The sequence below is a fragment of the Hymenobacter sp. B1770 genome (assembly GCF_049896385.1).
In the GTDB taxonomy this organism is placed as follows: domain Bacteria; phylum Bacteroidota; class Bacteroidia; order Cytophagales; family Hymenobacteraceae; genus Hymenobacter.
This window is the reverse complement of sequence record NZ_JAFCUF010000001.1, coordinates 689,422-702,735: the sequence shown is the minus strand read 5'-3', so window position 1 is coordinate 702,735 and position 13,314 is coordinate 689,422. Positions and strand designations below refer to the sequence as shown.

General features: G+C 59.9%; 6 protein-coding genes. 2 read left to right on the top strand and 4 right to left on the bottom strand.

What is annotated here, in order from left to right; genetic code table 11:
* Positions 1–153: 153 nt before the first annotated feature.
* Positions 154–855, bottom strand: coding sequence for a hypothetical protein (locus ACP7AJ_RS02915; protein WP_426058679.1), 702 nt, complete (start codon positions 853–855; stop codon positions 154–156).
* Between the two features lie 130 nt (positions 856–985).
* Positions 986–7,186, bottom strand: coding sequence for an alpha-2-macroglobulin family protein (locus tag ACP7AJ_RS02910; RefSeq protein WP_426058678.1), 6,201 nt, complete (start codon positions 7,184–7,186; stop codon positions 986–988).
* A 196-nt stretch (positions 7,187–7,382) separates the two neighbouring features.
* Here ACP7AJ_RS02910 and ACP7AJ_RS02905 point away from each other — a divergent pair, with 196 nt between their 5' ends.
* Positions 7,383–8,186 (top strand): outer membrane beta-barrel protein, encoded by an 804-nt coding sequence (locus ACP7AJ_RS02905; protein ID WP_426058677.1) that lies wholly within the window; start codon positions 7,383–7,385, stop codon positions 8,184–8,186.
* A gap of 194 nt (positions 8,187–8,380) precedes the next feature.
* Here ACP7AJ_RS02905 and ACP7AJ_RS02900 read toward each other — a convergent pair whose 3' ends face one another.
* Positions 8,381–8,977, bottom strand: a complete 597-nt coding sequence (locus ACP7AJ_RS02900; RefSeq protein WP_426058676.1) for a DinB family protein — start codon at positions 8,975–8,977, stop codon at positions 8,381–8,383.
* Positions 8,978–9,425: 448 nt separating this feature from the next.
* Between ACP7AJ_RS02900 and ACP7AJ_RS02895 the strand changes: the two genes are divergently transcribed.
* On the top strand, positions 9,426–11,756 hold the full coding sequence (locus tag ACP7AJ_RS02895) for a M1 family metallopeptidase (RefSeq protein ID WP_426058675.1): 2,331 nt from the start codon (positions 9,426–9,428) through the stop codon (positions 11,754–11,756).
* A 64-nt stretch (positions 11,757–11,820) separates the two neighbouring features.
* Here the strand turns inward: ACP7AJ_RS02895 and ACP7AJ_RS02890 are convergent, their stop codons facing one another.
* The gene (locus ACP7AJ_RS02890; RefSeq protein ID WP_426058674.1) at positions 11,821–13,161 is read right to left on the bottom strand and encodes a hypothetical protein; all 1,341 of its coding nucleotides are present in this window, start codon (positions 13,159–13,161) and stop codon (positions 11,821–11,823) included.
* Between the last annotated feature and the right edge of the window lie 153 nt (positions 13,162–13,314).

Below are 13,314 nucleotides of genomic sequence, written 5' to 3'. Positions count from 1 at the left end.
CAAGACACGCAGGCGCCATTTCTCGCTCTGAGCTGTTCTATTGAGCAGTTGTGAAGCCGTAGCGCGACCGTGCCCGGCAGCCCTTAAAAACAGCAAGGCCTGACACTGGTAGTGTCAGGCCTTGCTGTTTTGGCTTTTCAGCTGGCGACGCGGCTAGCGGCGACGCTTACTCTTGCTTTTAGAGGCTGACTTCGAAGGCGTGCTTTTCTTCGAGGCGCTGCTTTTGGAAGAGCCTCTTTTTGCGCTCGACTTTTTAGCTGAGGCGCTGCTCTTCTTGGAGTTACTTTTCGCAGCGCTGTCTTTTCTGGAAGTGCTCTTCTTGGCGCTGTGCTTGGACTCGCTGCTTTTGCTTGATTTGGACTTGCTGGCCGCCGACTTGTTTTTGGTCTTCGACTTGCTGCTGTGCGACTCGGACTTGCTATGTCTTTTTGATTTTGAGCTCTTGCTGCTATGCGAGGAATGGCGGCGAGCTGCCCGGCGGGCTTCAGCACGTGCTTCGGCCCGGGCCTCGGCGCGGGCTTCTTCGCGGCGGGCAGCAAGGCGAGCCGTGTTGCGGGCTTCGTAGCTGCGGGTGGTGCGCGCAGGGACCGAACTGGCTTCCTCGGCCGACTCGCTGTAGCGAGCGGTGGCGTCCGATTCTGGGGAGGCAGTGCTCTCCTCAGCGTTGGCCTTGGCGGCTTCTACTGCCAACATCTTTTTGCGGCGTACGGGCATCAGGAAATCCCGTTCAGCACGCTCGCGCACGCTCAGGTTTTCTTCTCCTGGCAGCTTCGTAACAGGGGTTTGCTTCTCGCTTTGAGCTTGGGCACTGCTCCAGGTCAGGAACAGCGAAAAAAGGACAAATAGATGCTTCATAGATGATTAAAATAAACCCGACGTAAGACAAAACTACAGCCCCCCCTGTTTAAATCCAAGGCCGTGACCGTTTTAGAGGGTCAGAAGGGCCTTGAGACCGTCCAACAGCATATTTTACTTGTTGACCACCTCACGGAGCCATCCTCAACCGTAAACCCTTCGAATGGGCCCGAAACTCGGGAGCATACAGGCACTGAACTTCGCTTAAGCCACCCGAAAAATCGCCGGCTTGGGCAGCGCGCAAACGGTACTCAAACACGTGCGTGCCGCGGGGTACGGCCCCCAAAAAGAAGTTGGTAGCCGCGTCGCGCGGCGACTCATAATAGCTTAATCCGTTCTGGTAGCGGTAGCCGCTGGTTTGGGCAATGGGCTCGAGTCCGGCGGCGCGCTGGTCTTTCAAATGCACATACTCGAGGGCCCGGTCGGTGCGCAGCACCAGGCGCACCACCAGGGCCTCCCCTACCTTGAGCGGCGTGGCTGCAGTCACCTTTTCCAATACCGGGCCGCCGGCCGTGCGCGTTTCGCGGTAGAGCTGGCGCTCCAGGCTGAGGGGCGTAGCGGCGGGCGTCAGCTTATCCAACTCCTCAAAGTACTGCCAATAGAGGGCGCCCCAGGCCACGCCGGCATCAGGCTTGGTGATAGACACCCGGCCCTGGGCCGGCAGGACCTCCGCCGCCAGCCAGCTGGTTTTGAAATAGCCGGTGCCGGCCTGGGCCGCCTCGGGCTTCACGGGCTGGCCACCCACGGCCACTAGCAGCGGCTGGGTGGGCACTAGCCAGTCGGAACTGCGCAGCAACAGGGCGTAGCAGGCATCGGCGGTGGCGCGGGTGCTTTCCCAGTGGTGGGTGTGCTTTTGAGTAAGCAGCCAGAGTTTCATCTCATCCACTGCTTTCCGGTCATTATTAATCTCATCGAAGGCTTCGATGAGCGTGGCCTGGGTTTCGGTGGGGGCCTCGCGCCAGTAGTAGCCGCCGCGCACTTCCTTCCAATACATGCCCAGTTCAGAGGAATGAAGCGCATTTTCGGACAAGCCGGTCATTATCAAAGCAGCCACATTCTTATCAACGCCCCCAACCCGCTCGTAATACCTGCTTAGTACGAGGGCGGCTTGGGCCTGCAAGTAGCGTGTCTGACCAGGCCAATACTTGGCGACCTGCCCCCGGTAGTAGGTATGGGCCGTTTTTGAAGTTGGAGCCTCGGCCAGATGCGGCCAGAAGCTGCGGGCGTACAGCGCCTGGATGTGCAGGTCGTGGAGGTTGTTATCGGCTAGTTTCACATTTTTCTGTTTTTGCAGCGTGGCGTAGTCGCTGGCCAGGCTGCTATCCAGGTATTGCAGTGCCTCTTGCAATACCTGGCGGCCCACCGGGTCAGCACTGGCATTGAAGGCCCCTAGTTTTTTCAACTTCCCAAACCCCGCCACAATGAGCTGGGTGATGTACCGGTCTTCGGGCATCTTCTCAAACCAGGGAAAACCGCCGCCGGCCAGCTGCATACTTTGCAGCTTAAGCAGGGCGCGATTGATTTCGCCCTGCATGCGGGTGGCGTCGAATAGCTCGGTGAGGCGGGCCAGACGCTCGGTTTCGCCCTGGGCGTCGCGCACCCAAGGCGTTTCCTGCAGCAGAAGGTTTTTCAAGTCCTCGTTTTGGGCCAGTTTGCTGGCGAGGTTCTTTTTCTGAGCCGCCGTCCCGCTTTGGGCCTGGCGCGCCCACTCGGCCAGCATAGTTTTGAAGCGGGGGTTGGACTTCAGAATTTGGGCCGCGAGCAGGTTGGCGTAGAGGCGGCTGAAGATTTGCTCGGAGCACTCGTAGGGGTACTCCATGAGGTAGGGCAGGCTTTGCACGGCGTACCAGGCAGGGTTGGCCGTAATCTCCAGGGTAAGAGAATGGTTGCGGCGCGTGGCGCTGCTGGTGAGCTTGCTTAGCTCGAAGGTGCGGGCGCCAGGGCCCACGATGGGCAGCGGCAGGCGCTCGGTGACGAGGACGCGGTTGGGTAGCACAGCCAGGGTGTTTTCCTCGCCGTCAGAATAATCTGCGCCGTCTACGCGGAGTGTATAATCAAGCTTGGCTTTCCTTCTTCGTGGCTTCTTAATTGCTCGCTGCTCATTATTGATTGATGAATTGGCCTCTGCAACCACTCGGTAGGTCACTGCTGCCGGCGCAAAGTCAGTAGGCAAGCTGATTTCCCAGCCTAGCGCGGCGCTTTGGTTGGCGGCGGCCACGGCGGGCTGCTGGGCATTGCCTTTTAGCAACTGGCTGGTGATGTCCTGCCCGGTGGCGGCGTCGAGCAGGAAAAGCTGCGCCGTACCACTCACCTTTTGGGTGGTCAGGTTCGAAAATTTGGCGGAGAAAGTGAACGTGTCGCCCTGCCGGAAAAAGCGCGGCGCGTTGGGCGTAATCTGGATTTCCTTTTGGGTGACCAGCTGCCGGGCCAGCTGGCCGGTGTGCAGGTCTTTGTCGTGGGCCAGGGCCAGCAGCTGCCAGCGCGTCACGGCTTCCGGCATTTGAAATTCGAGCACGATGTCGCCGTTTTTATCCGTGCGCAGGGCGGGCTGCCAGAAGGCGGTTTCGCGGAAGTCGGTGCGGGTGGGAATGATGGTGAGGTTGGGGGTTGCTCCTGACTGGCGTGGATTTCTGATTGTAGTAGCATCAGCGGCAACAGAAGCATAAGCACCTAATGTTTCCTCGTCCTTTTTGATGACGGGTGGAGTAAATTTTACGGTAGTCATTTCCGCGTTCCCGGCACTAGCACCAGCGTTAGAATTACCCTGCACCGTCATTCTGCTCACTACTTTATCCCTCAATTCATCTTGGTCTGGTATTACCAAATGGTTCTCCCATGTTCTCAACACTGGATAGCGCACACTCGGCGCATCGTCCGAGGTTTCGATATCGAATAACTGCGCCGAACTCAGCTTCCCAAACTCGCCCTGCCATTCAAACCGCGCCGGGTAATATTCCGACCCCAATTCCAAACCCATGAAGCTGTGCAGGCGGAAAATATCCAGGCTCTGGTCATACAGCGTAGCCAGCAGCTCGGCAACGGCGGGCTGACCGTTGGCCTGATGAATGGTGACGCGCCAGGTTTCCTGCTGGCCGGGCAGAAGCTTGTTGCGGAACGTGGCGATGGACAGACGCAGCGGCTGAGGCCGGGGCACCGTCTCAAATTGGGCCTCGTTGCGATACAGCTCGTTGTCGCGCACTTGCGTGGTGTGCACGTGAAGCGGGCCAGTGGCAGCCACAGTGCCGGTATCCAGCATTATCCGGCGCTGCTCGTTCGCTCTGAGCGTCAGCCACTCCCGGCGCAGGAGTTTGCCGCCGCGCTCGGTTTCCAGTAAAATGCGCGCATCGGCGTCGCGGCTCCCCACCAGAATGTACGCCTTGTTGGGGTTGGTGGTGTCGCCGTGGGCCACAAACCAGTTCGGCGTATCAAAGGGAATCGTGGCCGATTCCGAATCAAACAGCACGAAGTTGAGATAATCGCGCGCCGTATCGGGGCTTATGGCTTGGGCTTCGAGCCGGTAGCGCCCGCTGGGCAATTCGGCCAAAACCGCTTCCAGGTTGATTTCGGAGCTGGTTTTTGTGTCAAAATCCAGCGTTTTCACCAACCGCGGCGCGGGTTCCGGGGTTTCAGTGTTGCGCGATTCGTCTTCTATCGGGCGCGGCGCGGGCACGCCGGGAACCACCGGCCGGGACTGCCGGGCAAAAAGCCGCAGGGTGCCGCTGGCGGGCAACAGCTCTTCCGTTGCGTTTTTGGTCACTAGCGTAAAGGCAAATACACGGCGCTTATCGACCAACCCCGGCCCGGTGAGCAGCAGACTAAGCGGATTGCGGCCGATGGGAAAAGCGCGGGTGCCGGTTCGGGTTTCGCCGGCTGCGTCGGTTACGTCGGCGGTAATTTCGAAGAGGTAGCCGGGCTCCCAGCCGCGGGGCGGGCCCGGCACGTTGGGCACTAGCGGAGGCGTGAACGTGAGGCTGAAACGTCCCCCAGCATCGGTAGTGGTAGTGCCGTGGGCAATTTCCTGCGAACCCCGCCTGCCATAGTCGCCGTCGAAATGAAACAGCGGCCACAGTTCCCGGCGCGTGACGCGGTAGCTCACCGAAGCGCCATCCGTGGCCTGCCCGGAATACGCGCGGGCCTGGCCGCCCACCGTGAGGGGCCGGCCCAATTGCGGGCGGCCGGGCACCGAATCGAGCTGCACGTAGAAGGTCGGGCGCTTGTAGTCTTCCACCGCGAAGGTCAAGCTGCCGTGGTCGGTTTGCAGCCTCATTTCACCGTTTAGCAGGCCCGTGGGTAGCACAAGGGAGCCATGGAAGCTGCCGAATTCGGAAGTGGTGAACGGCAGCGTCTGCACGGTTTGGCCGTTCACGTCCACCAGTCGCAGGCTCACCAGTTGGCTGGTAGCGGGACGACTCCGCTGCCCTCGGGTTTCGGTCAGAATTCCTTTGAAATAGAGCGTCTGGCCAGGCCGGTAAATGGCGCGGTCGGTGAAGAGAAAGGTGCGGCGCTGGGCATCTTCATTATCGTCATCACTTCGCCCATAATAATCCCCAATTGGTGCTTTCCTCAACGTATCGGCACCGCGCCAAATACGAGTAGCAATTACGTCTTCACTTAATTGACCAGTAACGTTTGCTGCTGGCAGCTCTACAATGCCCATGGCATTAGTTAGGCGTACCTCACTCTTGCGAATGACATTATTCCGAGCTTTAACATCGTAATACTGATAGCTTGCCTGCGCCGACACACCTGCTAATGGCTGTCCAGTCTGACGCTCTAACACTAGTAACTGGGGTTTCCCTGTAATTGGCTCGTAATGACTTAGGGCGCTCAATTGGCTGGCACCCAACACAGCATGACTTGTTACCAAGCCTTTCCGCTGAGCCAATGACTTGCTTTTCTGATTGCTGATTATTACCAAGTAATAGCCAACTGGCAGTTTCGGCCCGGCTGTTGCCAGCTTTTGCTCTTTGTAGTCGGAAGTGGGAGCCACAGGAATTGTCCACGTTGCTACCGCTTTTGATTTCAACCTGCGCGCGTTTATCCTCAAAAAACCATCCTCATCGCCGTAACTAGTTCTCTTCAAGCTGGCCCATTCTTTCAGCGAAATTCGGTAGGCCCAAGCGTGTAGCGCCGTCACGTTGCGCGCCTTCACGTCTAGGCGCCAAGCCTGGTTGGGAACGACGATTTCAGAACCTGAAAACTCAAGTTCAGGCCGCTCAATTTCGGCGCGCAGCTGCCGCGCCCGGGCCGCCCCATGCGACTTCGAGAACCGGGCTTCGGCTTCCCGCGTGAGAGCTACTGCAGCTACGGGGTCGGTTTCGCGCTGCAACTCGGCCCGACGAACGATGAACTCCGCGCTAATGGGTAAGTTCTGGTAGGCAGCGGCCAGACGCACAAGCGCCCGCTCATAGTCGTCGACCAGGTCGGTGTTTTGGGTGAGGGCGCGCAGGTAGTCGACGCGCTGCAAGTCCACATCAGCCAGAGCCGCCCGGTTGGCGGGCACGAGTTGCTGGCGCGAGGCCGTGAGGCGCTGCAAAAGGCGTAGCGCGTGCAGCTGCCCATTCAGCGAGTCGGCGCCAGGCGCCATCAGGCGCAGAGCGGCAAACTCCGCAGCCGTGCCAAACAGCTTCGGCTCGGTGAGCTGGAATTGCTGCTCGGGCCGGGTCACGTACAGTTCCTGGTTTTGGAGGCCCTCAATGGCGCGGTGGGCCAGCAAATCGTAGAGCGTGGGGCGCAGGGCCCTGCCTTCGGCATCACCACCCCCGGCCAGGTCGCCAAGCGCAGCCAAAGAAGTGTTGAGCTGGCGCAGCGGCTCGTCTTCCACCGACTCGTAGTAGTGCCGCACGATGGCGGCACCCAGCTTGCCCATGTCCCAGGTGGCAAGCCCGGTACCCGCATCGGCTCCGGCGGTGGGGCCGGTGGTGGCGCTGGCTCCGGCGGTGCGCTCGTAGAGGCGGTAGCGGTTGGCGTTGAGGTAGGTGGTATAAAGCTCGGCCAGCAGCGAGTGCACGATGGGCCGGGCTGGAAAGGTGGCGGTTTTCAGCTCGGTTTCCAGCAGGGCAATGGCCTTCTCGGTTTCGTCTTCTTCGCGGGCTTGCAGCAGCCGGATTTTATAGAGCAGGGAGCGCACGTAGGCGGGGGTGTGCTGCGCTTGGCGGGCGCTCTGGTAAATGGCTTCTACCAACGGTGCGGCCGTGGTGGTCTGGCTTTTGGATAGCAGCGCGTCAATCTTCTTCCACTGGGCCGCGTATGGGTCGGGCGGTGCGGAAGCAGACGAATTGGGGTTGAAAACCATCGTCATCAACAGGCAGACAAACAGAAACAGGCGCATAGGACGGCAACGCGGTGTGTGGGCGGCGCCTTAAAGATGCCAGGGCAGCTTTTATTGCATATCCGGACGCCGATTTAAATTAATACATCAGCAAAGTGTGCACCGGTTGGCCAGCCGGTTTCGACCCGTACTTTTGTCCGGATTGCCACATCGTTATATCTACTTGCCTCACACTCTCTCGTTTCTTTTACCACACATGAAAAACCTTTTATCTGCATGTTGCCTTGTGGCCGGCCTGGTTGCCGCCGCTCCCACCGCCCACGCTCAGACGGCCGTCAGCTTCGGGGCTCGTTTAGGTCTTAACGTTTCGAACTTTTCCTACAAGTATGGCGACATTCCGGCCGGGCTTTCCAACGATGCCAGTCACATCACCGGAGTACAGGTTGGGGGCACGGCCAACATAAGCTTTGGCAAATTGGCGTTTCAACCTTCGGTGCTCTTCAGTCGGAAAGGGTCGCAGCTGAAGTTTACGGGCTCCGACAGTTCCAATCCTCCCTACACCACCACCGTTACCTATACCGCCACACCCAAGCTTCAGTATTTAGAAATTCCCCTGAACTTGGTGTACACTTCCGATGGCGACCACGGCTTTCAGCTGTTCGCGGGGCCGTACGTGGCTATGGGCGTGGGCGGTGCCGGCTCCAGCAAGCTGGCCATCACCAGCACCGACCCCGACATTATGAACAGCGGCGCCGTCAGTTCATTTCCCATCGGCCTAACCATTGAGTACGGCGACCGGCAAAACCCCAACGAACAGCTTAACAGTGGCTTCGGCGGGGGCTTCAGCTCTACCCCGAACGTTATCGCCACTTTCCGCCGCTTCGATGCCGGCCTCAACGCGGGCCTTGGCTACCGGCTGGGCGCTTATCAGCTTCAGCTAGGGTACGGGCTGGGCCTCGTCAATATTTCTCCGAACGACCCCGAGGGCAACGATACTGGCGGCGAAATTTATAACCGCACTTTTCACGTGTCGGCCAATTATTTCTTCGGAGGCAGGTAAACGCTTCTCCGCAACGTAGCTTCTACTACAAAAAACGCCTCGATATGCTATCGGGGCGTTTTTTCTGTAGCAGAAACCCTGGTGTGACTGGGCTATGCTTCATTGTTGTATTAAGGCGCATTCTCCAACGGCAACCGGTCGGCCCGCCTAGGTCGGACCGGAGCAGCCTTACTCTATTAATTATATACCAACTTTTACGCTGCCGAGGCTTTGTTGCTAACGACGTTGCCGGCGAGCACGGCCTCGGCCTGGGCTACGTGCCGCTGAATGTGCACTACCAGAAACTCAAGCTGGTCGGCCAAGCGCAAGAGCAGCAGCGGAAACACGGCGTTGGGAATGAGCACGGCGTTGGCATTTACCTGTCGGGCCAGCAGCACCAGGCGCAGCAGTTCATCGAGCTGGCGGCTGAATACTTCGGCTACCGTTCGGGGCAGGCGGGTGCCGGTGGGAGCGTAGCGCTGGGGCGTGGTGTAGGCTTTTTCGCTGGCCGGGGTGCGCATGGCATTCACAAAGCGCCCACCAAAGAAGCCCTGCTTCACGGTAGGCGTAGGCTTAGAGCCGCGGGCCTGGGCCTTAGCAATGCGCTTGGCAATGCTGGGCAGGTAGTAGCCCCCCACAATGTTGAGGTGTTCGAGGCATTGACCCGCGCTCCAGCGGCTCGGACCGGGCCGCCGGTTCAGCTCTTCGGCGTTCAGGGGGCGAAAGCGCTGCTGCGCCAGAACTCGCAAAGCCAGCAGGTCATTGGTCAGCTGGTCAAAAAACTCGGAGGTGGCGCGGACGACAGCAGGCATAGGCGCGGGGGCTAACAAGCCATAAACATACAATTGGGCAACTGATTATAACCAGCCAACCGCTTGAAAGCAGGTTTAAAAGCTCGGCAATTGGCTGTGGTTCGGCATCTTGGCTGCATCTTAAAACAACAATTCTGGTATTCTGGTGCACTGGCACAGGGGTTGTTGTCGGCTTTTTTCCGGCTATAGTCCAAGGCTTGCGCCACCCCGGAGAGCATGTCCATAATCGGCTGTCGTGCTGACGAAGGAAGCATCTTCTCACGACACAACGATTCGTGGAACCAAACAGGACGCTTGCTTCATGAGCATGACAGCCGCGAGGCAGATGCAACGAGTGAAATGCTTCGCGCCGCCGCCCTCTAACTCGCCCCAACATTCTGGTTTATTCAACCAATACTCTGAAGGTTTGAATGACAAGCCAGACGCTTTTATTGAATAAATTTGTCTCATGCTAATTCGCTTTCTCTTCTCGCCGCGTCGCGGCGTAACAGCTTTGTTGCTGGGGCTGCTGTCGCCCTTGGCGCTGCAGGCCCAAACCACCAACTCGGGCACCGACAAATTTGCACAGCTCGAAACCGTGCTGCCTACTCCGAATACTTACCGCACGGCCAGCGGTGCGCCGGGCAAAGACTACTGGCAGCAGCGCGCCGACTACGACATCAAGGTCACGCTCGACGATACCAAGCAGACCCTTACCGGCCGCGAAACCATCACCTACACCAACCTCTCGCCCGACGTGCTGCCCTACCTCTGGGTGCAGCTCGACCAAAACGTGCTGGAGAAAAACTCCATCACCGCGACAACGGAAGTGAGCCAGTTGCAGGACCGCATGACGTTCAACGCCATTGAAAGCTTGGTATCTGATTTCGACGGTGGTTTTAAAATTGAGAGTGTGACGGGCAAAGACGGCAAAGCCCTCAAAACGGTAACCAATTACACCATGATGCGCGTGGATTTGCCGAAGCCCCTGCGCCCCGGCCAGTCGTTCGCTTTCAACGTGAACTGGCACTACAACATCAATGGCCAGCAGGTGCGGCGGAACGGCTACGAGTACTTTCCGGAGGACCAAAACTACCTCTACGAAATCGCGCAGTTCTACCCGCGCATGGCCGTGTACTCCGACAACCAGGGCTGGCAGCACAAGCAGTTTCTGGGCGGCGGCGAGTTCACCCTGCCCTTCGGCAACTACAAGGTGAGCATCACCGCCCCCGCCGACCACGTGGTGGGCGCGACTGGCACTTTGCAAAACCCTTCCCAAGTGCTTTCTGCCACGCAGCGCCAGCGCCTGGAGCAGGCCAAAACGGCCAAGAAGCCGGTGCTCATCGTCAGCCAGGCCGAGGCCGTGCAGGCGGAGGGCAAGCGGGCCACGGGCACCAAGACGTGGACTTACGCGGCCAAGAACGTGCGCGACTTCGCCTGGACCTCCTCGCGCAAGTTCATCTGGGACGCCATGCAGATTAAGCAGAACGGCAAGCCCGTGCTGTGCATGTCGTACTACCCTAAGGAGGGCAACCCGCTCTGGGGCCAGTACTCAACCGAAGTAGTGGCCCACACCATCAAGACCTATTCGAAGTTCACCATTCCTTATGAATACCCCGTCGCCATCTCGGTGCACGGCCCAATCTTCGGCATGGAGTATCCGATGATATGCTTCAACGGCGGCCGCCCCGAGAAAGACGGCACCTACTCGGCCCAAACCAAGTATGCCATGATTGGGGTAATAACCCACGAAGTGGGGCACAACTTCTTCCCCATGATTGTGAACTCCGACGAGCGGCAGTGGTCGTGGATGGACGAGGGCCTGAACAGCTTCGTGCAGTACCTCACCGAGCAAGAGTGGGAGCGCAACTACCCCTCACGCCGCGGCGAGCCGAAAAATATTGTGGAATACATGCGCACCGATAAAAGCCTACAAACCCCGATTATGACCAACTCGGAGTCGGTATTGCAGTTTGGGCCCAACGCCTACGCCAAGCCAGCCACGGCCCTGAACATCCTGCGCGAGACGGTGATGGGCCGCGAGCTCTTCGACCACGCCTTCAAGACCTACGCCCGGCGCTGGGCCTACAAGCACCCCACGCCGGCCGACTTCTTCCGCACGATGGAAGACGCCTCGGCTGTGGACCTGGACTGGTTCTGGCGCGGCTGGTTCTACACCACCGACCGCACGGACCTGGCCCTCGAGTCGGTGAAGTACTACACCCCGAGCTCCGGCGACCCGGCCGTGGAAAAGGCCCGCCAGCAGCAGCTGCAGGCCGCCGCGGCCCCCTCCATCTCGGCCCAGCGCAACGCCCAAGAGCTCAAAAGCACGCTCGTGGACGAGAAGCCCGAACTCAAGGACTTCTACAACCAGTACAACCCGCTGGCCGTCACGGCGGCCGACCAGCAGCGCTATACGGCTTACCTGGGCGCGCTCAGCCCCGCGCAGCGCCAGCGCCTGGGCCAGCAGCAGCACTTCTACGAGCTGAGCCTGCGCAACGTCGGCGGGCTGGTCATGCCCGTCATCGTCCAGCTGACTTACGCCGATAAGTCGACCGAAGTGCAGACCATCCCGGCCGAAATCTGGCGCAAGAACAACGAGAAGGTCACCAAGATTATCGTCACCAAGCAGCCCGTCGTCTCCTTCGTGCTCGACCCCTTCCAGCAGACGGCCGACACCGACCAGAGCAACAACGCCTTCCCCCGCCAGCCCGCCGCCAGCCGCTTCGACCTCTTTCAGCAGCAGCAGCAAACCCCGCCTAACCCCATGCAGCAGGTCCAGTCGGCCAGTGGCAAATAGCCGCTGGGGTGAATGCACTTAGCAACAAAAAAGCCCGCCAGTTACCTGGCGGGCTTTTTTAATGTTAGGATTCGTTCAACTGCTCGTCGCCATGTTCATCGCGCCCGGCGTTGCGGCGTGGGGCGCGGTAGTCGGCGGTATCATCGTCGCCCTCATTGCTCCTGTTTTCCTCACGGGCTTCCTGACCATAGTTCTGGGCCCGGTCCTCAATGCGCTGGTCGCCTTGGGCGGGCGAGCCAGCGTTGCTGCCGGGCTGGCTGTCGTCGTAGGCGTCGTTGTAGGAGCCGCCTTTTGAGCCCATGCCCTGCGAGGCGTCGCCGCCGTTGCCCTCCACGTAGCCGTTGCGGTCATTGCCCGTGCGGAAGTCAGGAGTTTGGCGGGGCTGTTCCCGGCCGCGGTCGGCGTAGCCCATGCTGCTGGGCGGGCGCTGGCCGCGCTGGTCGGCCAGCTCAGGGTCGTTAGTAGAGTAGCCAGGGTGCTGCTCTTCGCGGTGGCCTTGCTTATCAACGCCGGTTTGTTGCGGCCGATACTCTTCGGTCTGGTTGCGATGCTCGGCACCACTTTGGCCATTGGCCTGGGAGGAAGTGCCGATGTTGCTGGCACCTTCGCCGCGCAGGGAGGTGTGGCCATAATCGTCGGCGAAGCCACTGTCGCGGCTGCTTGGCGCCGACCCATTGTCGACCTGGAAAGCGCTGTTGGCATCGGCGCGGTCGGGCTGGTTGCGGTTATCGCCGTTCGGGCCATCGTAATTCGTGCCGCTAAGCTGGCCATCATCGGCCGCGCGGCCCGATGTGTTGGCCGCTGGGGCACCCTGCTCATAAGCATAGTTAGCACGGTTGTCAGACCGCTCGTTGCCGCCGTCGTAGGCACGGTAGGAGTTGTCTTGCAGGCCCGGGCGGCCGGCACCGCCGTAGTACTGGTCTTCGGCCGAGCTGCGGGGCTGGTAGCTGATAATACGGTTCTGGTTGCCGTAGCCGCCCTGGGTGGTGCCGCCCAGGTCCTGGGCTCCAAACTCGCCGCGGCTGGGGTCGCTGTTTTGGTTTTCGCGGCGCTCCCGGTCGTTGTAGCTGCCCTGGGTGCTGTTGCTGAAGTTGCCGCCGTAGTTATTGGTGGGCTTCAGGTCGTCGGGGTTGGCTTCTTTGTTTTCCTGCTCGTCCGACTCCACATCCACGGCTCCCCCGCCCACACTCGTTTCCGAATCAGCCAACGACTCGCTCGAGGCAGGCGCGCTGGGGCTGATAATGTCGGAGCTGCCCGCGGCGTTTTGGGCCGGAGGACCGCCGGGAATTCCCGTGCCGGTGCCGGGCGGAGTAGGCCGGGCAGCGGTGTTGCCTACCGGGCCGTCTATGCGGTTGCCCGCAATGTCGTTGGTCTCGGTGTTCAGGTTGGTTTCCTCGTTGTTCATGGCAGGAGTGGGAATTAGAATCGGTGAATGGGTGGACTCCTCGTCTATACGCGCCCCCCAACCCGTTGTTCGCCTTGGTCCTGGTCGAAGCCAACCTGCTCCGTAAGCCGAGGCCATTCGCCGCTGGAATTTTACCTTTGCCCGGCTACGTAC

Coding starts and splice junctions, on each gene's coding strand:
- ACP7AJ_RS02910 (WP_426058678.1), bottom strand. CDS start 7,186: ATGCGCCTGTTTCTGTTTGTCTGCCTGTTGATGACGATGGTTTTCAAC.
- ACP7AJ_RS02915 (WP_426058679.1), bottom strand. CDS start 855: ATGAAGCATCTATTTGTCCTTTTTTCGCTGTTCCTGACCTGGAGCAGT.
- ACP7AJ_RS02890 (WP_426058674.1), bottom strand. CDS start 13,161: ATGAACAACGAGGAAACCAACCTGAACACCGAGACCAACGACATTGCG.
- ACP7AJ_RS02895 (WP_426058675.1), top strand. CDS start 9,426: ATGCTAATTCGCTTTCTCTTCTCGCCGCGTCGCGGCGTAACAGCTTTG.
- ACP7AJ_RS02905 (WP_426058677.1), top strand. CDS start 7,383: ATGAAAAACCTTTTATCTGCATGTTGCCTTGTGGCCGGCCTGGTTGCC.
- ACP7AJ_RS02900 (WP_426058676.1), bottom strand. CDS start 8,977: ATGCCTGCTGTCGTCCGCGCCACCTCCGAGTTTTTTGACCAGCTGACC.